Annotated in this window: 18 protein-coding genes, 1 pseudogene and 1 CRISPR repeat array (1 of these 20 only partly in view); of the genes and pseudogenes, 9 read left to right on the top strand and 10 right to left on the bottom strand. The window is 35.3% G+C overall.

What is annotated here, in order from left to right:
* Window positions 1-352: a CRISPR direct-repeat array (repeat unit 29 nt; unit sequence GTATTCCCCACATGGGTGGGGGTGATCCT) (it extends 43 nt beyond the left edge of the window).
* Between the two features lie 116 nt (window positions 353-468).
* Window positions 469-1,239: a hypothetical protein gene (locus KBW87_RS08475; RefSeq protein WP_057808685.1), complete on the top strand. Its 771-nt coding sequence runs from the start codon at window positions 469-471 to the stop codon at window positions 1,237-1,239.
* A 241-nt stretch (window positions 1,240-1,480) separates the two neighbouring features.
* Here KBW87_RS08475 and KBW87_RS08470 read toward each other — a convergent pair whose 3' ends face one another.
* The 4 genes from KBW87_RS08470 to KBW87_RS08455 form a co-directional block, all read right to left on the bottom strand.
* Entirely contained in the window at window positions 1,481-1,873 is a 393-nt protein-coding gene (locus KBW87_RS08470; RefSeq protein WP_135960279.1) for a hypothetical protein, read from the bottom strand.
* Window positions 1,874-2,176: 303 nt separating this feature from the next.
* On the bottom strand, window positions 2,177-2,389 hold the full coding sequence (locus KBW87_RS08465) for a helix-turn-helix domain-containing protein (RefSeq protein ID WP_057808676.1): 213 nt from the start codon (window positions 2,387-2,389) through the stop codon (window positions 2,177-2,179).
* 298 nt (window positions 2,390-2,687) lie between these two features.
* The gene (locus tag KBW87_RS08460) at window positions 2,688-3,245 is read right to left on the bottom strand and encodes a DUF4811 domain-containing protein (protein WP_057808674.1); all 558 of its coding nucleotides are present in this window, start codon (window positions 3,243-3,245) and stop codon (window positions 2,688-2,690) included.
* On the bottom strand, window positions 3,245-4,717 hold the full coding sequence (locus tag KBW87_RS08455) for an MDR family MFS transporter (RefSeq protein WP_057808671.1): 1,473 nt from the start codon (window positions 4,715-4,717) through the stop codon (window positions 3,245-3,247). Before KBW87_RS08455 ends, KBW87_RS08460 begins: the two co-directional genes overlap by 1 nt.
* A 156-nt stretch (window positions 4,718-4,873) precedes the next feature.
* On the opposite strand from KBW87_RS08455, the gene KBW87_RS08450 reads away from it, so the two are divergent.
* The 5 genes from KBW87_RS08450 (at window position 4,874) to KBW87_RS08430 (ending at window position 8,585) form a co-directional block, all read left to right on the top strand.
* On the top strand, window positions 4,874-5,317 hold the full coding sequence (locus tag KBW87_RS08450) for a MerR family transcriptional regulator (protein ID WP_057808670.1): 444 nt from the start codon (window positions 4,874-4,876) through the stop codon (window positions 5,315-5,317).
* A 324-nt stretch (window positions 5,318-5,641) separates the two neighbouring features.
* Window positions 5,642-6,301, top strand: coding sequence for an amino acid ABC transporter permease (locus KBW87_RS08445; protein WP_057808668.1), 660 nt, complete (start codon window positions 5,642-5,644; stop codon window positions 6,299-6,301).
* Window positions 6,282-6,953 carry an amino acid ABC transporter permease gene (locus KBW87_RS08440; protein WP_057808666.1) on the top strand — a complete coding sequence of 224 codons (672 nt, stop codon included), beginning with the start codon at window positions 6,282-6,284 and terminating at the stop codon, window positions 6,951-6,953. Before KBW87_RS08445 ends, KBW87_RS08440 begins: the two co-directional genes overlap by 20 nt.
* 9 nt (window positions 6,954-6,962) lie before the next feature.
* A complete protein-coding gene (locus KBW87_RS08435; protein WP_057808664.1) occupies window positions 6,963-7,703 on the top strand; it encodes an amino acid ABC transporter ATP-binding protein in 741 nt (246 codons plus the stop codon).
* Window positions 7,704-7,718: 15 nt separating this feature from the next.
* Window positions 7,719-8,585 carry a transporter substrate-binding domain-containing protein gene (locus KBW87_RS08430; protein ID WP_057808661.1) on the top strand — a complete coding sequence of 289 codons (867 nt, stop codon included), beginning with the start codon at window positions 7,719-7,721 and terminating at the stop codon, window positions 8,583-8,585.
* A 54-nt stretch (window positions 8,586-8,639) separates the two neighbouring features.
* Here KBW87_RS08430 and KBW87_RS08425 read toward each other — a convergent pair whose 3' ends face one another.
* Window positions 8,640-9,983: a ClC family H(+)/Cl(-) exchange transporter gene (locus KBW87_RS08425; RefSeq protein ID WP_057808660.1), complete on the bottom strand. Its 1,344-nt coding sequence runs from the start codon at window positions 9,981-9,983 to the stop codon at window positions 8,640-8,642.
* A gap of 267 nt (window positions 9,984-10,250) precedes the next feature.
* Between KBW87_RS08425 and KBW87_RS08420 the strand changes: the two are divergent.
* Window positions 10,251-10,720, top strand: a pseudogene (locus KBW87_RS08420) (NAD(P)H-binding protein).
* 39 nt (window positions 10,721-10,759) lie between these two features.
* On the opposite strand, the gene KBW87_RS08415 reads toward KBW87_RS08420, so the two are convergent.
* From KBW87_RS08415 to KBW87_RS08405, 3 genes are all read right to left on the bottom strand, one after another.
* The gene (locus KBW87_RS08415; protein ID WP_057808658.1) at window positions 10,760-12,088 is read right to left on the bottom strand and encodes a C1 family peptidase; all 1,329 of its coding nucleotides are present in this window, start codon (window positions 12,086-12,088) and stop codon (window positions 10,760-10,762) included.
* Between the two features lie 51 nt (window positions 12,089-12,139).
* A complete protein-coding gene (locus tag KBW87_RS08410; RefSeq protein ID WP_057808657.1) occupies window positions 12,140-13,069 on the bottom strand; it encodes an AEC family transporter in 930 nt (309 codons plus the stop codon).
* A 100-nt stretch (window positions 13,070-13,169) separates the two neighbouring features.
* Window positions 13,170-15,014, bottom strand: a complete 1,845-nt coding sequence (locus tag KBW87_RS08405; RefSeq protein ID WP_057808655.1) for a bifunctional metallophosphatase/5'-nucleotidase — start codon at window positions 15,012-15,014, stop codon at window positions 13,170-13,172.
* 286 nt (window positions 15,015-15,300) lie between these two features.
* Here KBW87_RS08405 and KBW87_RS08400 point away from each other — a divergent pair, with 286 nt between their 5' ends.
* Together KBW87_RS08400 and KBW87_RS08395 are read left to right on the top strand one after the other, a co-directional pair.
* Window positions 15,301-22,335 carry a mucin-binding protein gene (locus tag KBW87_RS08400; protein ID WP_057808653.1) on the top strand — a complete coding sequence of 2,345 codons (7,035 nt, stop codon included), beginning with the start codon at window positions 15,301-15,303 and terminating at the stop codon, window positions 22,333-22,335.
* Between the two features lie 128 nt (window positions 22,336-22,463).
* Window positions 22,464-22,640 carry a hypothetical protein gene (locus KBW87_RS08395; protein WP_157055095.1) on the top strand — a complete coding sequence of 59 codons (177 nt, stop codon included), beginning with the start codon at window positions 22,464-22,466 and terminating at the stop codon, window positions 22,638-22,640.
* A 780-nt stretch (window positions 22,641-23,420) separates the two neighbouring features.
* Here the strand turns inward: KBW87_RS08395 and KBW87_RS08390 are convergent.
* Entirely contained in the window at window positions 23,421-24,257 is an 837-nt protein-coding gene (locus tag KBW87_RS08390; protein WP_057808651.1) for a MurR/RpiR family transcriptional regulator, read from the bottom strand.
* Window positions 24,258-24,426: 169 nt separating this feature from the next.
* Window positions 24,427-25,302 carry an N-acetylneuraminate lyase gene (locus KBW87_RS08385; RefSeq protein ID WP_057808649.1) on the bottom strand — a complete coding sequence of 292 codons (876 nt, stop codon included), beginning with the start codon at window positions 25,300-25,302 and terminating at the stop codon, window positions 24,427-24,429.
* Window positions 25,303-25,513: the final 211 nt, after the last annotated feature.

The raw sequence follows: 25,513 nt of genomic DNA, 5'->3' as shown, positions 1-25,513 counted from the left end.
TTTGTGGATCTCCAATTGGTATTCCCCACATGGGTGGGGGTGATCCTATAGTCACCACTATTCAGACATAATCAAATTTGTATTCCCCACATGGGTGGGGGTGATCCTAATTACATTTTTAGCGCCTGCAGAGTGATAAGGTATTCCCCACATGGGTGGGGGTGATCCTCAAATCATTTAAAATTCTTTCTCGCGTTTGGTGTATTCCCCACATGGGTGGGGGTGATCCTGAATCAGAACAAGAAGACACTAGCACAGATGGGTATTCCCCACATGGGTGGGGGTGATCCCGGCTACTGAAGTAGTGACGAATAATTCTAAGAGTATTCCCCACATGGGTGGGGGTGATCCTTGAGGGACCAGCATTGTTACAAAATCCATCAAGTATTCCCCACGTAAGTGAGGGTAATTCTGGTCTCCCAATGACTCTAAACTTGTGGAAAATTATATTTTTGGAGGTTTCTTCAGATGAAGAAAAAGTGGATTGCTATTTTATTAGCACTAGTTTCTTTAATAGTATGTGGTACAACAAGTACTCAAAGTGTAAAGGCTAGTACGCCGTCAATTAACTCAAGCTACTGGAAGCGTAATCGCAAAGTAATCGTGACTAGAAATGTAAAGATCTATAAAATGCGTACTGCTACAAGACAAGTAATTAAGTCTAATTCTAAAACTTTAAGGAAAGACACGATAGTTTTTATAACCAGAAACAAATCTAAAGTTTGGATTTTTAGAGGTAGAATTCCATCCATAGGTGCAGCTTCTTTGAAAGGATATACTTGGGTAGCTGTTCAGAATAATAGTAAATGGATTGCTACTTACAGTAAAAGTAATGTAAAGAAGTACACTAAAAAATCTGTAACATCTTCTAAACCAGTGGCTTATGATGAAGATAATCAAGGAGATGAAGAAGACAATCAAGCTACAGGTCCTGAACCTACTCTCGAAGACTTAAAAAAACTATATCCAGATCGTTACAAAACCCAAGAATTAAGTGATGACATTATTAATCAGCTTAACAGTAATATTAGTCTAATGCAGAAATGGCAAATTGTTAAAAGTTTATCTGGTAATGATCGTACTCAAGCTGAACAGATTCTAATGAAGAATATGGGGATGATTAAAAATGTTGCCGGAGGTGGAACTTGGTCCCCACTATCAAGTGGTCAATTTGAACAACAAATGGATCGTGTAACTAGTGCTTCACAAAGATCTGCCAATTTGATTATGGGTAACTAATACTATTTGTTCAAGGTATTCCCCACATATGTATGGGGTGATCCACAAACACTTAGCAATGTTCTTACTACTGTAAGAATTATCGCTAACATAATAGATAATATTATTAAAAGCCATTTATTATATTTAAATCTCATCCATATTTTTTATAACTTCACCTTAATTATTTACATACCAAAAAGCGAATCCTGATATATCAGGATTCGCTTTTTTATGATTTACTTTGAAAACAGAATTTCAATTATAATCCTTCAAGGTCATCTATCCAATCAGGATCATACTTAACATTTTTATATACTTGTTTACCAATTGCTAAATTAAAATTAGCAAGTATCTGTTCATAACGCTTAATCATATAAGGCATTACTTCGTTACGTGGTAATTCTCCAATATTAACAAGGTCTTCAATATATTTTTTACTATAGTCAGATGTTTTATTACTAATTTCTTCTAAATACTCCTTAGAACATTCATTAGTAAAATCACCGTATTCATAGGGAGCGCCATATTTTAATAATGGAACTAAATATTCTTGGGGTAAAATTTTACCAGTAGACCTATTGACGGTATAAAAATAATAATCAACCGCAAAAACATAATATTCGTTGTTTTTAGCTAATAGTTTAATCATCATATTTACCTCCAATTACTTTATATTTTATACCGTCTTGTTTTAGTTCTGGTTGTAATATTTCAGTTAATTCTAGACACTGATACATAATTAACATCATTTGCGGATAAATCTCCATGTATTTGAGCTTCTGTATAATCATATTTGTAATCCTTAATAAAATTATTAATACTGGTATATTCATGGCTCAATTTTCGTGAAGGATCTTTCCAAATTTTTTGTTTAATTTTAGAATTATCATCAGCATTAAACAACCATAAATTTCTCAACAATAAAAAAGACCACTTTAATGCAGTCTCTTGAATATTATTTCTTGCGGGGGTCTTTAACACCTGTTATAGCTTCCATTCCTTCAGTTGTAACTACCCATTGTTTTCCAAATTTTCTGATTGATCCCTTTGGAAATTTATTGGGATTTTGTTTCATAAATGGTCGAACATAGTTTTCTGCATGACCCCAAATTTTTGATGCTTCATTTGCTGCCATAATATTCGGATCATCAAGATTTAATTTAACCATATATATTTTTCTCTATAAAAAGTGCTCCTTTATATTTCTAATTTGTGTGTAATATCATTTAGTACAGGAATATTCAAAAGAAAAGTATCTTCTAATTTTGCAGCTTACTTATAAATCTAATACAAAATAGCTAAAATTAGATTATTTTGCTCCATTGATATTAAACCCTCCTTTTGCACATTCCTATTTCTGTTCATTATATCATTTTATAGTGAAAGAATTAATTTTCATTGATCTCGTCTTCTCTAAAGTTCCAATAAAAAATCTGCCAACTCACTGAGAGCTGGCAGATTTTTTGTTATTCATGCATAAGTTTTGTTTGTGCCTCCATTTTCTTCATTCGTGCTTGAAGAGTTTTCAACTGAGAAGTGGACAGAACTTGCCAATTTTTAGGTACATAAAAGTTATATTGGTGTTTCTTGAATTCATTATTATGACCAAATACTCCAAACATGAATGCATTAAAGCTATCTTTGTAAACATATCGAGTAGTTTTTATTACTACTTTTGGAGTAGAAGAGCGAGTAACGTGAATAGAAGTATGATCAGTACGGGTAGTTTTTGGTTTTTTCTGAAGATTGTCAGTTTTATAAAGGTAAACTTTTTCTGTACCATTTCCTAAGGGTTGGTAAAGCAAGATAGGTAGTTTAGGATTAACACTCGAAACTAATTGATGACTACTAGTTTCAACCTTGGTTTTCATCCCATAATGACTATAATCGTGTTCTACAATTCCCACAATAGTCAAAGCAACGAATGCTAACGAAATCCACGCACAAATTGTATGGCCTTTTCCAGGAATTACATTAAAGTAAATGAAACCGATAGCGGCGATAATTAAAATAAGAATAATCATTATTTTTCACCTCTCTCAAGTCTTTGCTGAGCACGATTACCTTTTTTCAAGAAGAAGGAAAGGACTAATGCAATTAAAGCAAAGAGAATACTCATTGCAAACGATGCTCGGAATCCATCAAGCGTTGCGTTAATCGCATTATTCTTATATTGAAGAGGAAGATTGTGAAGCATAGTTTTACTTGGCATGTTATTGTTAGTGGTAGTAGTCAATACGGAAACTAAAATGGCAGTCCCAATTGAACTAAGTACCTGTCTAAAGGTATTGTTAACCGCAGTTCCGTGAGAAATTTTATCTAGAGGCAGTGAATTCATCCCGGAAGTAGTAACATTCATCATAACCAAAGCTACCCCGACCATTCTCACGGCATATAACACAGTAATCATCAAGTAAGAACTTTGAGTGGTTAAAAATAGAAATGGTACGGTGCCTAAAGTAAGCAAGGTCATCCCTGTGATGGCCATTTTTCTTGCACCATATCGATCGAAAATTCTACCAGTAATTGGGGACATAATTCCGATCATCAAAGCCCCAGGTAATAGCATTAAACCTGAATGGAAGGCAGAAACTCCACGCAAGTTTTGAATGTATAAAGGAAGAACCATTTCAATTCCAACCATGGCAAGGTTAGTGATACCACTTAAAGCAGCCGCTAATGAAAATTCAAAATGTTTAAAGACGGTAATATCTAAAAATGGATCCTTCATGTGAAGTTGACGTAAACCAAATAGGATTACAAATACGATTCCAAAGGCAATAAAGCCAAGGATTTCTGGATTAGTCCAACCTTTGTTTCCTGCTTCAGAAAAGCCATAAAGCAAACTTCCGAATCCTAAAGTTGAAGTAGTAACTGAAATTATATCGATTTTTTCTTTTTTAGTGGGGAGGACATCCTTTACTAAAAAGAAAGCCAAGATGATAACGATTCCGGCGATAGGAGCAATAATGCTGAATAAATAACGCCATGAAAGATTGTCGACTACCCAACCAGATAAAGTTGGTCCAATCGCTGGTGCAAGCCCAATAACAATTCCGACTGTTCCCATCGCAGCCCCACGTTTATCGGGGGGGAAGATGGAAAGCATGATTGTTTGAAGAAGTGGCATTGTAACTCCAACTCCTAATCCTTGAATAATTCTTCCCAGAAGAAGTAATTGAAAATTGGGAGCAATAGCTGCAATTACAGTTCCAATAAAGAAGACTGACATGGCACTTAGATACATTTTTCTTGAGCCAAAGCGATTGATTAACCAAGCAGAAATTGGAATCATCACACCATTAACGAGCAAGAATGCCGTTGAAAGCCATTCGGCGGTTGCTGTACTAATATTAAAAGAGCGCATGATAGATGGAAGCGCTGTTGACAAAAGGGTCCCATTTAAAACCGTACAGAAGGAGCCGATGATTAGAACCAAAACAAGTAAATTCCGATTGTATTTATTTCCATGAATATCGGTGGGTACTTTATTCATAAAATTCCTTCTTTCTAAAAAGTGACTGTAAAAACTATAGTCCTAAAATTATTAATTGTCAAATAATCTTACATTAAGGTTATATAATTTAACATCAATGTTGAATTATATAACGAAACATTTTAAAATAAATTTAACTAGAAAGTAGGAATTTAAATGACAACAAATAAAGCGAAAGCTATTCATGAACTTTTTAAAAATTTAGCAATCGGCATTGGAGAAGTAAGTAAAATAGTCGGGGTTTCTCAAAGACAGCTTCGCTATTGGGAAAAGAAGGGATATATTAAGCCTATTGATGATGAAAACGCAGGAGTTCGTCGTTACAGTTTGGCTACCGTATATTTGATTGCCTTTATAAAGGATCAATTAGATGAAGGATATACTCTGGCTGCTGCTTATGAAAAATCCAAGGATGTGCGTGTTAAAAGTAAAATAAGCCGCAAGTTTTTCAAACATAGCTTTAGTAATATTACTGTAACTGATTATGATAAGGCCTATGGAGAAATTGATTTAGGAGAAATTCATTCTAAGGACGGCGAAAGTAGGCAATTAAAAGGTATTGTTGATGAGAATGGGAGTTATTATAGGATCGATGAGTAATTTCTAACTATATTATTTTCTTATAGGAATCGATAGAAAATTAATATTAATAAATTTAAATAAAATAATTGACAAAAAGTAAGTTTAATTCTAAACTAGAAGTCGATTAATGAGTTACTTAATGTAAGTAGCTAGAAGGGAGTATGAAAATGTTGAATTTAAACTTGGCAAATAAATCAGTAAAGGTATGTTGTCGTTGCGACAGCAATATTTGTCATGCAGAAAAATTCAGCAACCGTACTTCATAGCTATTTTAGAAATAACTGTTTTAAGATCTACGAAACTGAGTTTTCGTAGATCTTTTTTGTTTTGTGGAGGTAAATAATGAATTGGAATGTAATTCAACAAGCGCTGCCTACTTTTGGCCAAGCTTTCCAATTAACTTTGTGGCTTTCATTAATTGGAATTATTGGATCAATTATCGTAGGGACGATTGTAAGCTTAGTACAATATTTTAAAGTACCAGTCTTTAATCAGATTCTAACCGGATATGTTGAACTTGCTCGGAACACCCCATTGCTAATTCAATTGTTCTTTTTATACTATGCATTTCCTGTATTTGGATTAAAAATGTCAGCTGAAGTGTGCGGGATCATCGGATTAATCTTTTTGGGTGGAGCATACATGGCTGAAGGCTTTACAGGTGGATTTAATGGAGTTAGTGAAAGTCAGATTAACAGTGGTAAAGCCTTAGGAATGAATAATTTTCAATTAGCACGGTATGTAGTCTTTCCTCAGGGTTTTGCGCTAAGCATGCCAGCGTTGACGGCAAACATTATCTTTTTAATTAAAGAAACATCTATCTTTTCAGTAATTGCTATCCCAGAGTTAACCAACACTGCTCTTGATTTAATCGGCATGTACTATCGTTCAAATGAATATTTATTAATGCTGGTGGTTGCATATGCAATTATTTTGATACCAATTATTTTACTTTTAACTTGGCTTGAAAGGAGAGTTCGCTATGGTGCATTCGGGGATTAACGTTTTATTTGAAGGTAGTAACTTTGCACGGTTGATGGCTGGACTGTGGACATCAATTTGGATAGCAGTTATTTCAATAGTTTTAGGTTTAGCTTTAGGAACAATTTTTGGAATTTTACGAACGTTGCCTAATAAGATTGTTCGCTTTATTTTGAGAGTGTATCTAGAATTCTTTAGAATCGTGCCAACGATTGTTCTTCTATATTTGGTTTACTATATTTTGCCACGAACTTTCCATGTAAATTGGTCTGCTACGTGGATGGCTGTCCTCGCATTTACCTTGTGGGTTGCAGCCGAATTTAGTGATATTGTCCGGGGAGCGTTAGAATCAGTACCAAAAAGTCAAAAAGATTCTGGATTAGCTTTAGGTTTAAGTAGAGTCCAGCTTTATCGTTATGTGTTGTTACCTCAAGCAGTAAAATTGGAACTTCCAGCAACGATTAATTTAGCTACCCGTGTAATTAAAACCACTTCATTATTAATGGTCATCAGTATTATGGAAGTTATTAATGTTGGTCAACAAATCATTGAAGCTAATAATCAAAAGTATCCAACCGGTGTTTTCTGGGTATATGGCTTAATCTTTATTTTGTATTTTATTTTAGATTACCCTTTATCCGCTTGGGCTAAGCGATTAACTAAAAATAGATAGGTGAGAGATATGACAGAAGAAGTATTAAAAGTTGAAAATCTAAACAAATTTTATGGGGACTGGCAAGTCTTACATGGCATCAATTTTGATTTAAAAAAGGGAGAAGTGGTAACGTTACTGGGGCCTTCAGGTTCTGGAAAGAGTACCCTTCTAAGAACTTTAAATGGTCTAGAAGATTATCAAAGTGGAGCTATTTATTTTCATGGAAAGAAAATTGATCCTAGTCCTAAAAATTGGCAGCTTTTACGGCAAAAGATTGGAATGGTTTTCCAAAGTTATGACTTATTCCCTAATTTGAGTGTAATGGAAAACATTCTTTTAGCTCCGGTCAAAGTACAAAAGCGTAATGAAGCTGATGTAAAAAAAGAAGCTGAGGAACTTTTAAGAAGGGTCGGCCTAGAAGGTTATGCTAATTCATACCCACGGGAACTTTCTGGGGGCCAAAAACAACGTGTGGCAATTGTGCGAGCATTAGCAATGAATCCAGAAATTATGCTTTTTGATGAAATAACGGCATCCCTTGATCCCGAAATGGTACGCGGGGTTCAGGAAATTGTTGAAGATTTGTCTAAACATGATCATATGACGATGATTATTGTTACTCACCAAATGAATTTTGCAGCTAAAATTGCAGATGAAGTGCTATTTTTGGAAGATGGGAAGATCTTAGAAGATACGCCGGGAAATGAATTTTTTAAGAATCCAAAAACGCAAAGAGCACGAGAATTCTTAGATAGTATGGACTTTTAGGAAGGCTAAATAAAAATGAAGAAAAGAAATATATTTAGCTGGATAGTGGGGATTTTAGCCATTATCACGGTAATTGTGTCGGCATATTTTGGACTTACAGAGCCTAATTTGAATAGTGAGACTTCTGCGAGCCGCTGGAGTAATCAAAATAGCGTTTCACAAATTAAAAGACGTGGCTATTTACGTGTTGCAGTTTTTGGAGATTTGCCTCCTTATGGCTGGGTAAATTCAAGTGGAAAGCGTGTGGGCTATGATGTTTATTTAGCTCATCGAATGGCAAAGGATCTTGGCGTCAAAATTCGTTTTATTCAAGTAAATGCGAATAATCGTGTTGATACTCTTAATTCTAATAAAGCTGATATTGTACTCGCCAACTTTACCGTTACTCCCGAGCGAAAAGAAGTTGTTGACTTTGCCAAACCTTATATGAAGGTATCTGTCGGGGTGATTTCTCCTAAAAAGGCTCCAATTACAAGTGCAGCTCAATTAAAAGGGAAGAAATTAATTGTTACTAAGGGTACTACAGCAGAAAATTACTTCACTCAACAAAAGGGAGTGAACTTACTGAAGTTTGACTCAAAAACTCAACAATTTAATGCTTTGAAAAATGGCCGTGGGGCAGCCTTGGCCGATGATAATTCTTATCTCTATGCATGGGTTAAACAAAATCCAAATTATACTGTAGGTATCAAGAGTATCGGACCACGTCAATATGTTTCACCTGCGGTGAAAAAAGGAAATCGTTCGCTTTTGAAATGGACCAATCAGGAAATTACGAAGCTTAATCGTCAAAGTTTCTTTGTAAAAGATTACAATAAAGAATTACGACCATACTTTGGTAAAGATATTAAACCAACTGATATTATTTTGAAACAAGGATAGAAATATATAGCAAAAAAAGATCGTTATCTAATCGATGATAGCGATCTTTTTGTATTATTTTTTGTAATTCATTTGTAAACGTAATGCTTCGTAAATTGGACGGCCACCAAGTAAATCCAGAACATAATACGAAACAAAAGTCACAATAATTAATGGAAGAATTTGTTGAACAGTACCAACCATTTCAGTTAAGAGCATAATTGCGGTATAGGGTGCTTTTTCAATTGCACCGAAGTAAGCGGCCATTGAAATCACCAAAATATGAACAAAATAAGTGGATGGGATGACTCCAGTTTTGATCATTACATTTGCACAGATCATTCCAAGAAGTGCCCCTAATACTAAGATCGGCATAAAGATTCCTCCTGGAACTGATGCCCCATAAGAAAGCATAGAAAAGACAAATCGAATAATGAAAAGAACGATGGGGATTAAAACTAAACTCCATGGTCCCATTAAAAGTTGGGTATCTAAACCGTGATTGAACAATTCAGTAATTAAAACGTGAGAACCGCCTAAAAGTTCAGGTTTCCATAGGCCGATTGGAATAATCAAAATAAAAGGAATAATACTGTGATAGGCAGCCGGAATTTTCTTTATTTTGCTAAACCATGGTTTTAAACTTAAAAGCACATATTGATAAACATAAGCTAATAAGCCTAAAACAATTCCGATTAATGGTAAAGTCCAATAAGCATAGACTGGGAAGTATCCACGTACTGGCAAGTATAAACATGGTCGGTTCCCAAAAAATAGAAAAGTCATAAAGTCCGCTGAAAAGCTTGCTGCTAAAACTGAGACTACGCGTTTAGGGTTAAAATTAAAAGTGATTTCTTCTACTAGAAAAAGGGCTCCGGCTAATGGAGCACTAAATGCTGCCGATAAGCCGGCAGCAACTCCACATTCTTGTAGTTCAGTTAAATCATCGGACTCCCTCTTAAAATTAAAGACATTTTTTCCTAATCCTTGGCCTACCATAGCGCCCATTTCAATACAAGGACCTTCCCGTCCTAGCATTAATCCTGGACAAATGGCTAAGAGACCGCCAACGAATTTTCGCCATAAAATCTGCCATTCCGGCATTTGGTTTTCTTTTAGGAAAATCGCTTCAATTTGTGGCACCCCTGATCCAATAACTTGATCTAAATAGGGTTTAGTGATTTTTCCTAAAAGTAGACAAATCCCAATCATTACTAGTACATATGGAAGTAGCAGGTAAGGTTGAGCTGCAAGTTGAGGATAAATGAAATCAAGGAATTTCATAGTTTGGTCAATGATCCATCTGAATACACTGACGATTAATCCTGTAACTAATCCCACGGATATCGCCCGAAATAGCCGATAAGACATTCGACTAGAAAAGGGCTTTCTTAAAATTTGCTTCGCACTTTTAATCATAATGTTTTCCTTATTACAATGTTATCTATCCATCTTCTATCTTAGCAGATCTTTACCAAAAATTTAATATTTTTAATAAAGAGGGCTGACTTACAAATCATTAGCGTTACCATTTAATTGTAAGTAATAGAAAACGGTTACAAATATAAGGATAATATGTTTTTGGCAGAAATTATTCCAGTTTGCACAGCACGCTAATCAGCCGAAAACTTATTGGCTGATTAGATCCATGTTTAGTTAGTGATGAATTTAATGAGGAGAAGACAAATGACTAAAGTTGCTGTATTAAGTGCTAGTGGACAAATTGCAAAGTTGGCAGAAGAATTGTTGTTAGAAGATGACAGTAACCAATTGGTTTTGTTTTTGCGCCATCCTAATAAACTTGATAAGTCTAAGATTGATGAAAAATGTGAAAAAATCGTTATTGGGGATGCAAGTCGTAGCGATGAAGTAGCAAATGCAATTAAAGGTGTCGATATTGTTTATGCTAATTTAGCTGGTGGCAATATTGAAGAGCAGGCTAAGGCTGTTGTAAAAGCCATGGATGATGAAAATGTCAAACGCTTGATTTGGATCTCATCACTTGGGGTGTATGATGAAGTTCCCGAAAAGTTCGGTGAATGGAATAAGAATATATTAGGTTCTTATTTGATGACTAAAATCCCACTAAAGATATTCGTGATAATGTAGGACTTAATAAACCTAACACTGATGGTGATAAGCCTGCATGGTATTAGCTAAAATAAAAAGGAGCTACTCAGCTCCTTTTTTGCATATTAATATAAGGTATCCCAAGGTTCAACTTTAATAGGTTTAGTTTTTAATACCTCTTGTACTTCTTTTGGTAAGTATTTTTTATTAGCAACAACTTGGAAACAATACTTCTTGAACCAAGATTCCGTCATTGATAAATAACCATCAGTTCCAATTTCTGGGCCCCATGAATTTTCCACTTTCCAACGAGTAGGTTTTCCATTGACTAAATTAACCCCAGTAATTGCCATACAATGACTAGCTGATCCTTGACGAGTTTGTAGACGCTCTTTCTTGTTCATCTTATAGTCAATACCAATAAGTTGATCTGGCTGATAAAGTTTGTCATCAAGCCAACCACGTTTACGCGCATCAGAATCAATATCGACGTCGCAGCCAAACCAAACAATATGACCATCTTTTAATTGATCAATAGCAGCTTGTTCTAAATATTTGAAATCTACGTTTACATATTCAGTTTGGAAACTTCCAGCAACATTGTCCTGCATTTCATTCCAATAAATATGGTTATATTCATGGTCGGGATAATCAACAAGCTCTACATAGTCATCTAAATTGACATTGACGTAGTTTTTAAAAAAGTCTTGAGGAGTAATATCAAGGTCTTGGTGGAAATTACCATTATCATCCTTGAATTCTAAATCAAAAGTCTTAGGTGGTTGTCCAAAAGCCAGTACACATAAGCGATAAATTTCGCTTAACATTTCTTGACGACGTTTTTCAATTTCTTCTTCAGCTTGACCAGTTCTAACCATTTTACGTAATTCTAGAGTATCTTTTCTTTGCAAACTGGCATTGATTTGATCAAATTCATGAGTATTCATCGTATTGTGTGTATCGGGCATTACATAGCTAGGAGCCACACCATAAGTTTCTACTAAAGCTGCAGCGTTATCCCACTCACCGCCATCATCCATAGTGTAACTTAAGTAAGACATCACATAACGATCATCAATCTCTTTATCGGCACTCTCAATAGCCCGTTGGAGGAATAAGTTTGCGCGTCCTAAACGATCCCAGAAGAAGGAATAATTTTGAGAAAATTCAAAGTTCTTTACATGATGTTCTTTGGAAAATTCTTGGCGTAAAGTATTAAGCATTGCAAAAAGCCAACATCTGCCACTATGGCGTTGATTAGTAACTTTTCCAGTTGGTACTTCAATAGAAAAAGTCATGTTGTTACGGCTGCTTGCACTTGGATCTTCGCTGCTTGCTAAAAAGCCACTCTTTGCAATGCTACGGCCAGCTAACAATGCACTTTTATCTTTAAGGAAATCTTGATCAAATTTCTCAATCATTTCTGGTGTTAATTTTTTAGCTTGATTTTTCATAAACGCACCTCAGTTTTAATCAATTATTTACTATTCTATCATGTTTTTCTCTTAAAGTGCTAGCATCCCTAGACAGATCATTAATGGAATGGTTATCACTGCCACTAAAGTTGAAATACACATGAGTTTTGTGGGGAATTTTACATCATATCCACTCATCAAGCTAAAAAGCACAACTACGCCAGCAACTGGACATGCTGCCATAATTAAAACTGCTAATTTGGCCGTTTGTGTTAATGGAGTTATGGTTAAAATACCTAGTACACATAAAGGAAAGAAAATGTTTCTAACGAAGACACCAAACCAAACATTTGGATTTATTAGATCTTTTTTCAAATTAATAGATCCTAGATTAGTACCGATTACAATCATACTCAAAGGCGTATTAATGTCGGCGATGTAATTCATCGGGGTGGCGATGAGCGTTGGAATTTTGAATTGAGTGATGAATACAATTAGCCCAATAATAGCAGCGATAATATTCGGATTGGTACTTACTTGTCTAAAATGATCCGCGAGGGATGTATGATTTTTTTGAAACATGTTAATCCCATGAGTCCACATGAAAATGTTATAACAAATTAAATAAGGTACGGCAAAGAATACTCCTGTTGATCCTAAGATTGCTTGTACTAAAGGTATGCCCATAAAACCTGCATTAGTGTAGGTTCCCGCATACTTTAGGACTGTCCTTTCTTGCTCATTTCTTATTCTGCTGAACAAAAAATGACTTACAAGAATTTTGAAAATAAAAATGAAAGTGATTAGGACTAGCAAGACACCAAATTGAATTAGACGTGTGGTAGTTAATCTTTGTTTAAAAGAATTAATAATTAAACAGGGCGAGACAACGTACAGCAAGATTTTGGTTAAGTCTTTGCTAGTTTGTTCATGTAAAAATTTCACCTTATAACAAAGCCAACCAATGACCATTAGAATGAACATAATTACAACTTGCTTGGTTGGGATTAAAAAAGTCATTAAATTTATTCCTCCTATAAAAAAGCTAGAAACAAACACAAAGTCAGTTTCTAGCTTTTGCTGTTATTTTAATAATAACGTTGGGGGAATGTTAATGCAATTATTTATTAGGGATGTAGTTTTTACGATCAAGTTTTGGAACTGTAATGGGGTGACCGGCCTTAGTCTGATCTTTGATGTAATTGACGAGTACTTCAGTATCATCTTCTGCGGTAGCTGTTCCCAATACTTTTCCTTGAGCAAATTGAGGGAAGTCGTCTCCGCCATCTTTTAAGAAATCATTTATGACGACATTGTATTTCTTATTTAGATCAAGTTCTTTTCCAGAATTATCATAAACTTTTGCAACTTTATAAGATTGGGAAGAATCACGGTTATCTGTAAAGTCATACTTTAATCTAGAAATTAATAGGTAGGTACGCCCGTTTTTATATTGCTGATTCAAGACATCGTAGATTTGTTGGCCGGTCATCGATACTACGTAAAGCATGTTGCCAAATGGTTGGACATCTTGAGCCGCACCCCAAGTAATGGATTTATCAGCCTTTACTTTTAACCCGGCTCTTACCCCACCACCATTAGTCATGGCAAAATCGACGTTTTCTCGATTTTCTTTTTTAGCTTGAGCAAGTTGAGCATCTACTACCAAATCACCGGTTTCATTTTCTTGGTATTTATTGTTTGCATCTCGGCCAGTAAAGGACGTGGCGCTCGCAGCTTCCCCGATTTTTTGATTAACAATTGAGGCAACGCGTTTATCTGCGTCTTGAACAATAGCTTTAACTTTAGCATTATCCTTAACTTTTGGGTCATCTTTAACAGATAAAACTGGGAATACATGAGATTTAACGCTGTTTTTTACAAAATCGTGAGTTTTAGGATCGATGTAACCGATCACGTTATCATAGGCTTCACCAGAATAAATAGCTTGAACCAAATTTGTATGGCCCACTTTAGCATTTGCATATTGGTGGGAGTGACCGGCTAAGTAAACATCAACTGAGTTGTGGGGATCAATTTTGTAAAGTTTCTTCAAAATATCAACACTTGCACCTGTGGTTGTAGCTTTCCCTTGCGCGTCAACTGTACTGGCTACTCCTGTATGAGCCATAACTATAATAGCTTTAATTCCTTTTTTACGTAAAATACGATCATACTTGGCGATGGTGGTTGCCTCATCAAGATATTTATAAGGATGGTAATTTTTGTAAGTGGTTAAACTAGGCATTGTCTTAGTCAAAATACCGATAAAAGCAATTTTTGTCTTTTTACCATTTGGTGTTTTCACCGTCTTAATGATGTAAGGTTTCCAATTGAAAGGAATTTTGTTATTCGATCGTTTAACCACATTGGCAATCGTAATTTGAAGGCCAGAAGGAGTGTGGGGATAATTCATCTCGGCAGAATTGTAAATTTTGGTGGGCTTTTTTCCTGAAACAATTCGATGGAATTCTCCTAGGCCTTCGTCAAATTCGTGATTACCCAAAGTTCCAATGTTGATATTCATAGCCTTGAGAGCATGCATAGTTGATTCATCTTGCAAAAGGGCTGAATTAGAAGGAGAAGCCCCTACCATATCTCCAGATTCAACACGAAAAGTATAGCCATTTTTGTTGTGTTGTTTGAAATAATTTTGAGCTTGATTTAGATAAGAGCCTAAACGAATAGCACTTCCAGCTTGCACATATTTGTTATTTCCAATATAAGCATTCCCAGTTCTGCTGAGTCCTCCATGAAGGTCGTTAATACCTAAAATTTGAACCGGGATATCCTTTGCGTGTTTTTTACTGTTTCCCAAAATGTTCGTATTTTTAGGATTAGAAGAGGTATCTGTATAGGTGGTAATAGTTACTCCTTTTTTAGCAGCTTGGACTGAATTTCTAGAAAATAGTCCCTCAATCGCTAGTAATACAGTGGCAGACGTTAGCAGAGCTTTATAATTCATTGGTTACTCCTTAAATAAAACTAATAACTTTTGATTTAATTATATAATGAACTATTTTTAAGTCAATGATAAATAATATTCGTAATTTGAATAAAAGAAGTATAAGGATTTAGCGATAGTACGAATAACAATAACTTCTATTTAAACTTTCTTAATATATACTTTATCTTCTTTTATACATTAAATATTGACGCAGTGTCACTTTATGTGATTAAATAATATCAAGCTCAATTTAGAGAGATAAATTTAAAATCAAGAAAGTTTTTATAGATGCGAGGTAAGTTTTATGATTCCGAAAAATAATATTAAAGAAAGAATTCGTAAAATGGATTCCCAAAGAGAACATCATGCAATTCGTAAATTAACTACGGGGGCAGCTTCTGTTTTAATTGGGTTAACATTTATGGGAACTACTGGTCGAAGTGTAAAAGCTGCAACTGGAAATGAAAATAGTGAAGCAGGGATTGAATTAGAAGTAAAAGCAAATAATACTGATACTTCTCAATTAGAAGCAGTTTCTCAAGAAACTACTCAAAATAATCCAACTTCAGAAGTAACAACTGAAATGCCAGTTGCTGAAAACACTAAAGCACAAACTACTGATCAAGCAGTTACTCAAAACGATACTGCTACAGAAACGCCTGCTCAAAATGCTCAAAATGAAGCGACCACTTCTCACGCAGCTGAAACTACTGCTCCAGTAGCTTCTCAAACTGAAAACAACACTGAAGTAGCAACTGAAACTGCTCCAGTACAAAATACTGAAACAGTTGAATCTCAAGCCACTAAGAACACTAATTCGGTAGAAAATCAGACAAATACTGTAACTACTGCAGAAAATAACAATCAAGTTGAATCTCAACCACAAAATAATGTAAATACTGAAAACATAACAGTAGACAACTCTACTAATGAACAACAAGTAGCTGAAAAAGTTGAAAATTCCACTGAAGCGAAAGATTCAAATGCTTCAACCATAGAAACACAAACTACAGAAAAAGCTGAAACTACTCCAGAAGTTCCAGCTCCCTCTGCGCCAAAGGCAGATACTGAAGTTAGTGATAAAGTTGTAAACTTGGGTGAAACTGGAGATAAAGAATTAACTACCGATGATAAGGTAAAAGATCCTAATAAGGATAAAGAAGCTGATAAAGTCGAAAATGATAACATTATTGACTTAAATGCAGCTGACACTGAAGGTAAGGTAGTAATTAGTGCTACAGATCCTAATAACTATCCAACTGACGCTGGTAAATTAGTTGGTGATGATAAGTATATTTACCAAATTGTTACTTTAAATGATACAAGTTCTAGATTAGTCTTAGCGATTAACAGAAATGATCATAATGATGAAAGTATCTATGCTTATGTAACTAATAGCAATTACAGTAGTGCTAGTCAAACATTTGAAATTAAGGTTGGAAACAACAGAGTAATTACAGTTGGTAATCATAAATACCAGATCAACAATACTGGTAAGAGTGATGTAACGATTGACAATGGTAATGGTACTACTACAAAAGTTCCAACGGAAAATACTTCTACTATTACTGGTCAACCAGGCTGGATAGATACGGATACAATTAGTCCAATTTATGGATTAGGCAACACAACTAATAATAACTATACTGCCTTAGGGGAAATCATCCCTGTATATACTGAAAATTCTGTAATTAAATATTACTATAAAGATAGTGAAGGCAAATTACATGAAATTGAAGGTTCAGATCAATATCCAAATATAATTGTTTCTGGTCTTACTGGTCAAGAATTTGAAATTAAAAATGTAGATCAGTTTAAGCAAATTATTAATGGGTATTACTTAATTCCAGATAATTTTCCAAGTGGTGACTTTAAAGGTACTCTTTCTCAATTTAAAGAAGGAGAATACTATAAGAAAGTCTACTATGAATATGGAAGTAGCAATGTAGAATTCTATGTAGTGTACAATCAAATTTCCCCAGATGGAACTATGAGAATTAGTTTATTTGATGGTGATAAGACTACTGCTGTAGAAAGTCATGTTGTTGCTCCAGGTCAAGCAGTACAATTTAGTAATTATAACTATCTTGGCCGTAACCCATTCGTAACTTCAACTCCCCACGAAGTTCAATTTATCTATAGTCAATTGGGTTCAATTATTCCAGTTGATGAACAGGGTAATGTACTTGGACCTTCTGTACAGTTTAATAATGGTTCGGATGCATTTAGTGCAGGTGCAACTAAGGCTCCAGAAATTTTGGGATATACTCTTAAATACCAAGAGCAAGCCGTTATTACTCCAACTGGAGACTTAAGTAAAGACATTTATGTCGTTTACGTTCCAAATAACGCTTCTGCGGAAGTGATCTTCCAAGACGTAACTACTGGAACACCTGTAGTTTTAGACACTTTAACCACTAATGGTAGTCATGGCTATGACATTAGCTTTACTACTAATCCATTAGATATGATTAAAGAGTTCGAAAATAAGGGCTATGTTTTAGTAAGTAACGGCTATGGTGAAGGCGGTCACAAGTTTGATTCTACAAACCCACAATCATTCTTGATTACATTCAAACATGGTGTATTTGAGATTACTCCGGAAAATCCTGGTAAGCCAGATCAACCAATCAATCCTGATGATCCTGCACCAAATCGTCCAACTTATCCAGCTGATTCTGATAAATTGACTACAACTATCACCCAAACAATTAAGTATGTTTACTCAAATGGCTTAACCGCAGCTCCAGATAGTGTACAAACTATTACTTTTACTGCGAAGGCTTACATTGATAAGGTTACAGGTGAATACGTTTTAGTTGATAACCAAGGAAATATTATTGGCAAGGCTGATGGTCTAACCTGGAATGCGGACAGTGATACTTTTGGTGAAGTAATCTCACCAACTATTCCAAACTATACTGCGGATAAAACCAGCATCCCAACCATGACAGTTAACCGTGATGACAACAATATTACTATCACTGTAACTTACACGCGGACTGCACAAAAAGCCGAATTCGTTTTCCAAGACATTACTGATAATAAAGAAATCAGCTCTAATACTGTGGAAGGTGAGTTTGATAGAGAAATCAACTTTAATCCACAAACTGTAATTGATCAATTAATCAGTCAAGGTTATGAATTAGTTAATAATCCATTTGTAGTTGGTACTAAGTTTAAAGATGGTGAAGTAAATCCAAATGCGAATAAGTTCATTATTACGTTAAAACATGGTATCGAAGAAGTAACTAGAGAAGAAACGGTAGATCGTGTAATTCACTATGTTTACCAAGATGGCTCAACTGCTAAACCTTCTATCACTCAAACGGCTACATTTGTTGGAACTGGTACCCGTGATAAGGTAACTGGTCAGGAAATTTTGACTTGGTCTGAAAATGTAATATTGAGTGAAGTAACTTCTCCAACGATTTCAGGATACACGCCAAATAGGTTAACGGTTTCTGAAGTTGAAGTTTCTCATGACTCTTCAGATATCGAAGAAACCGTAACTTATATTGCCGGCGAACAAACTGCCGAAATTTACTACGTAGATATCTTTAATTCTAATGACCCTCTTCAATTAGGTAGTGATTCTGTAATAGGAAAATTCGGTGAAGAAATCAATTTTAACCTAGATCCTGCAAATATCATTAAATTATATGAATCTCAAGGTTATAAGTTAGTTTCGAATAGCTTTACTCCAGGAACTAAGTATGGTAATAGTGAGGAAAACCCAGACGTAAATGTTTTCTATGTTTACTTTACACATGCTACTAAAGAAGACACAACCACGGTTCAGGTAAGTCAAACTATTAACTACAAATACGAGGATGGCACTACGGCTCGTCCAAGTAATGTTCAAACCATTACTTTCACAGGAACTGGGTTGATCGATGTTGTAACAGGTAAATTAATTGGTGACTACACTTGGACTACTGATAAGAATTACTTCGATGCAGTAAAATCACCAGACATTATTAATTACACTCCTACTATTAAAGTAGTCGGTCAATCTGATGTAATTACTCATGAAGATACGAATCGGGTAATTGATGTCATTTACGCAGCTAATATTCAACAAGCAACCATTACTTATATTGATAAAACTACAGGTCAAACTATTAAGGTTGATAGTGTAGAAGGTAAATACAAGGACAAGATTAACTACTCAACTCAAAGTGTAATCGATGAACTTGTTAATAAAGGCTATGTATTAGTAAGTGACGGCTTTAGTCCAGATGCGATCTTCACTGAAGGTCCTAATAAATTCTGGGTATACTTAGAACATGGTATTAAAGATGCAGACGAACAAACTGCTACTACCAATCGTGTAATTCACTATGTTTATGCAGATGGCTCAACTGCTAGACCTTCGGTAATTCAAACCATAACTTATAAAGGAACTGGTAAGATTGATGCCGTAACAGGTGAATTGATTGGTAGCTATACTTGGACTACAGGTAGTTATGATGAAGTAGAATCACCTAAGATTCAAGGTTACAGTCCAGATATTTTAATTGTTGAAAGTGTTGCTGATGTGCAACATACTGCTGGCAATAGTGAAGTACAGGTAACTTATATTGCTAACAAGCAAAGTGCCCAAATTACATTTATTGATGTAACTGACAATAAAGTTATTTCCTCAAGCGAAGCAGTGGGTAACTACGGTGACAAGATTATCTTTACTGATAATCCAGAGGAATTAATTAAACAACTTGAAGCGCAAGGTTATGTTTTAGTAAGTAAGAGCTATGAGGGTGACTTTAACCATAGCTTCTCACATGATAACGATAACAATATCTTCGAAGTGAGAGTAAAGCATGGTACTGAAAGTGTCACGGATCATAAGACTATTACTCAAACTATCAAGTACCAATACGAAAATGGTACGATGGCGGCTCAAGATCATGTCGTAACTTTGACTTTTACAGGCCAAGGAATGATTGATAAGATAACTGGCAAGTATGTAATTGTGAATGCTAACGGAGATGTTATCGGCGAAGCTAGTGGTTTAACTTGGACAGCTGATAACGGCGATACATTTGCGAGAGTTGATTCTCCAACTATTAGTGGCTATGGACCAAACAAATTATTTGTAGAAGAAATGGTAGTAAACCAGGACTCAAATGACATTGTAGAAGTAATCACTTACTATGCTGGAGAACAAACCGCGGAAATTACTTATATTGATGAAACTACTGGTGAAATCTTAAGTGTTGATAGTGTACTTGGTAAATTAGGTGAAGATATTAACTTCACAACTGCTCCAAGTAAAGTAATTGAGCAATTATTAGCATCAGGTTATGAATTAGTTTCAAACAACTTTACTCAAGGAACTAAGTATGGTAATAGTGAAGAAAATCCAAATGTTAACATTTTTGAAGTAAGAGTAAAACATGGTGTGATTCACGTTAACCCAGAAAATCCAGGTAAGCCAGATACTCCAATCAATCCGGACGATCCAAATAGTCCAGTTTACCCAACAGATTCAATCATTCTTGATAAAGATGTTGAACGTGTAATCGAATATGTCTTTGCAGATGGTACTACTGCTGCACCAAGTGTGGTTCAAGTAGTGAAGTTCCAGGGTTCAGGTTACATTGATAAAGTAACGGGTAAATATATTACAGTTGATCAAGATGGTAAGATCATTCTTGATGAAAATGGTAAGCCCGTTGAAGGTAAATTAACTTGGGTACCTGTATCAGGTAGTTGGGATGCACAAGTTTCCCCAACGATTAATGGATACACTCCAGATATGAGCGAAGTTTTAGCTCAAGTGGTAAATCCAGAAGATGCAAATCAAACTGTTAAAGTTACTTACAACGCTAACAGAGAAACTGCCCAAATCACTTATATCGATGAAACTACTGGCCAAGTAATTAGAACTGACTACGCATACGATGTCTACGACAACCCAATCACTTTCGAAAATGATCCACATAAGATCATTGAAGAGCTTGAAAAGATGGGTTACGTAGTAGTCAATCCAAGTGGTTTCACATTTATTAATGGCGAAACTAAGTACGGCGACAGTAGTAAAGACGCTCAAGTTAACCATTTCGTAGTTCGTGTAACGCACGGTTATGTAGAAATCAAACCTGATGACAACATCAAGGGCGATGATCCAATTAATCCAGACGATCCAGATGGTCCAACTTATCCATTCGGTGCAGATGAATTAAACAAGGACATCAACCGTGTAATCCATTATGTATATGAAAACGGTACAACAGCTAAGCCGTCTGTAACTCAAACGCTTAACTTCGAGGGTACTGCATACATTGATAAGGTTACTGGTCAATTAGTTCAAGTTAAGGACGGCAAGATTGTTGTTGATGAAAACGGCAAGATCGTCCAAGGAACTATTACTTGGGTAGCAAGCGACGGTACCACATTTGAAGAAGTCGTTTCTCCAAGTATTGATGGCTATACGCCAGATGAAGATAAGGTTCAAGCAGTTGATGGTATTAGTGCTGATCATGGCGACTTAACCGAAACTGTAGTTTACAAAGCAGATAAGTTAACTGCTCAAATCGAATATATTGATCAAACTACTGGTGAAGTCTTAGATAGTGATAAGGTTGATGGAGTAATTAACGAAGTAATCAAATTCAGCAAGGACCCTGCAGAAGTAATCGCCACCTTGATCAAGTTAGGTTATAAGGTTGTAACTAATGACTACACTGAAGGGGCAGTTTACCAAAAAGATGCTCAAAAGAATATCTTCAAGGTATACTTGGTGAAGGATACAACTTCAGGTGGAGATGATAAGCCAGATCCAGAACCAACTCCGGATCCAACGCCAACTCCTGACCCAGAGCCAACACCAGATCCAGAACCGACTCCGGAACCAGAGCCAACCCCAGATAAAAAGCCAACGCCAGAACCTGATGAAGATAAACCAACTCCTTCAACTCCGGATAAGGATGACAAGGATAAAGATGATTCTTCAAACAAGGGTGACGCTGGTAACAAAGGCAATAACAATGGTGGTAACGCTGGAGATGGCAACAATAAGGTAGATCATGAAGTTGTTGTAGGTGAAGCTTCAAAATCTGAAGCTGTTGATAATACAAGCTCTGATCAAGTTGCGGAATCTAAAAACGCAGAATCTACTGAAGAAGCGCCAATGGTTTATGCTGCAACTGTTGATGAAAATGCGCCAGCATCAGAAGTGGACCATGATAATGGAACCACTAATACTCAAGAAGCCAAGGAAAGATTGCCACAGACTGGTGTACAAGAAAGCAAAGCAGGAATCTTCGGATTACTCTTAGCTGCAGTCGGCTCATTATTCGGACTTGCAGGAACTAGAAAACGCAAAGACAAATAAAAAGATAACTTTTTAGGTAATTCGTTAAGGCGAATTGCCTTTTTGGTTGTTTAGAGATATTAGGGAGGACCTATTTGATATTGAAGAGTAGAATATACTTATAGGTTGTTGATAAGGAGACTAGAAATATGAGCTTAACTCTTGGAATTAATGATCATGTCGATCAACGTAGAAAGTTGCCATTTACCCCTAGTGTTGAAAGAACTGGACTTGAACAAGCTGTCCAGGAAGCTAAAAACCAGCAATATGCAAATGAATATGATTCCTTAGAAGATTTTAGAAAGGATTTATATTCTATTTATTAAAATGCATAGTATAATTAAAGTAACTTAATTACTGGAAAGGGATGTAAAATTCAATGGACGGAACATCAAGCAATATGCTTTGGATTGTACTTGGCTAATTAAAGATTCAAATGGTAAATAAGATTTTTAGGTAATTCGTTGAAGCGAATTACCTTTTTTGTTGTGAAAAATATTTTTGACTATATCCGAAAGTTGGGCCGCTAGTTGAGTATTTTATTGGTAAAATGAAGAAAGCTAAAAAAAGAGATGATTATAATGAACGAAACAGCTAGTATCTTGTATTAGGGATAAGTATATAAGGGAAATTAATGAATGAAACATCGATAAATATGCTTTGATAATTAAGTAGTTAAAAATAATAAGAGGAAAGAAATAATAAATCTTAAATTTCTACCCTCAAAATAGAGCCTTTCACAGGCTCTATTTTTGTTTTGGCTTATAAAATTGTGGGAAAGATGAATCCTTAATCATAAAGAATTTGATTCCAACTTTCTGAATCAATGGGATAAAATATCTTTAAAACAAAAAAGGATGTTGCTGCAAATAGCATCCCTCTAGAAATAGAAGCCGTTAGTAAACGGTGGATGTTAACAGTTTATATTATAAAAACCGCTAAACTCTACCAAAAGTCAATAGCGGTTTTATTTACTTTCACAAAGAGTGAAATAGTTCTATTTCTGACAATAATTGTACCAAATTTCGGGGTGCAGTTATTGTCTTTTTTTGTTTTCGCTCGCCAACCGATTGAAAAAACGCTTAAAAAGTAAATCAATCGGTTTTCTATCGCTTATTATTCTTAACAATTTTCCGATTCAAAATGGTATCAATAGTTTGTGCCATATGTTCACGATATTTCGGATCATCTAAAAGCATGGTGGTAATTACGTCAATGGCATACATAATCGAGAATTGAGAATTGATAAAACGCGCATCATTAATGAAGTCGGTATTTCGAACGGCAACCACAATGTCGCTCAACTTAGCTAAAGGACTGTCTTCAATCCCCGTAATAGCGACAACCATCGCCCCACGCTTCTTGCCTAATTTAGCAGCGTTAACGATCTCGGTAGTATTTCCTGTAGAAGAAATTGCTAAAATCAGATCATTGCTATCCATAATACTGCTAGTCATATACATAATTGAACTTTCAGTCATGGGAAAAGTTGAAATGCCCATTCTGAGCATCCTTTGTGACATTTCTTGCGCTGTATAGCCAGAACTTCCAATTCCGAAAATATAGACACGCGAAGAAATCTTGATCAATTTAACGATTTTCTTCAATTGATTGATATCTAGTTTTTGCGAAGTTTCCTTTAATACACGATTATAAAAGTCATATACGCGATGTGGAGTCTCTTTTTTGACCTTTACTTTAGGCTCTGAAGGAGCAACATTCGTGCTGGAAGCTAGATTAAGTTTTAGTTCAGCGAAATTTTTACAATTCAATCGTTTAGAAAAACGGGTAATAGTTGCATTACTAACGTGGGCTAATTTAGCGAGTTCAGAAATGCTCAACGTTTGTACCCGTTTGGGTTCTTGAGCAATAAGCATCGCAACTTTTCGTTCTTGAGAGGGAAGAGTGGGAATAGAGTTTTCTAAATGTGATAGAAATGACATATGCAATTCCTTTCAATTTAATCTAAAAAAATACGAGTAAGATAATTTTCCGTACTCGTATTTTTTATATTAATGATCTAGAGCAGGCTATAAAGTTACTAATTATTATAGCTTATCTAAAGGGAAGTTAAAACGTGTTTACTATATAGGGGAAGGAGTGGAATATAATTTATTTGAAGTATTTGTTATAAATTTCGTCAGCACCCTTGATTACTTTGTCATCATATTTTGCCATTGGAGCACGGGTATAGCCAGCATGAACGCCCATATGCTCTAAAATAAGTTTGATAGTTGGATAAATACCGTTGTTCAGCATCGCAGTGATGACATCATTCTTTTGGTGTTCAAGTTCTCGAGCTCTTTCAAAATCGCCCTTATTGTAAGCATCAATTTCTTCTTTAACTACTTTAGTGTTGACATTATAAGTGGAACCAATACAGCCGTCTACGCCTTCAATCAATGCTGGTAAAAGCATTTCGTCAAATCCTGATAAAATCTTCTTATCTGGGAAGCGCTCACGAATTCTTTCCAAAAGGTAGAAGTCAGCGTTAGTATACTTAACCCCAATGATCTTAGGATTTTCGAATAATTTAGCGAAGTTATCAAGTGAAAGTGAGACACCTGTTAATGCTGGAATTGAGTAGACTAACAAGTTTGCATCTACGTCTTTTACAATTTCATCATAATAATGCTTAATTTCATCAAAGGTAAAGTTGTAATAGAATGGTGTAACTGCAGAAATTGTCTTAAATCCAAGCTCATTAGTTACATACTTAGCAAGTTCCATTGCTTCATGAAGGTTAGGCGAACCAACTTGAGCAATTAAGTCTACATCATCATTGTGTGCTTCATCCCATGCAATATCGAAAACTCTCTTCTTTTCATCTTTGCCTAGCATGAAGTTTTCACCGGTAGAACCACCTACATAAAGACCGTCAACCCCTTCAACGTCAATATCATGGCGAATGATCTCACGAGTACCTTTTTCATCAATGTTGCCATTTTCGTCAAAAGCTGTCATCAATGCAGCATATACCTTTTGCATTTTGAATCCTCCGATTGTTAAGAAATAATATATTCATTTTTTCCAACTTGTAATAGTTTTCTAACTCAACCGTCATCGCAAATATACCACGTGAAAATTGTTATTGCAAATAATAAAGTTTGAAAAAAGTTTTCTTTTTAAAGCGCAAGTCATAATATATAAAGGATTAGAAGTAATCAAAAAAATTATAGATATTGTTGTTATTGAGAAA

Source organism: Lactobacillus intestinalis, from assembly GCF_024397795.1.
Lineage (GTDB): Bacteria > Bacillota > Bacilli > Lactobacillales > Lactobacillaceae > Lactobacillus > Lactobacillus intestinalis.
This window is presented reverse-complemented; position numbering and strand designations above follow the sequence as displayed.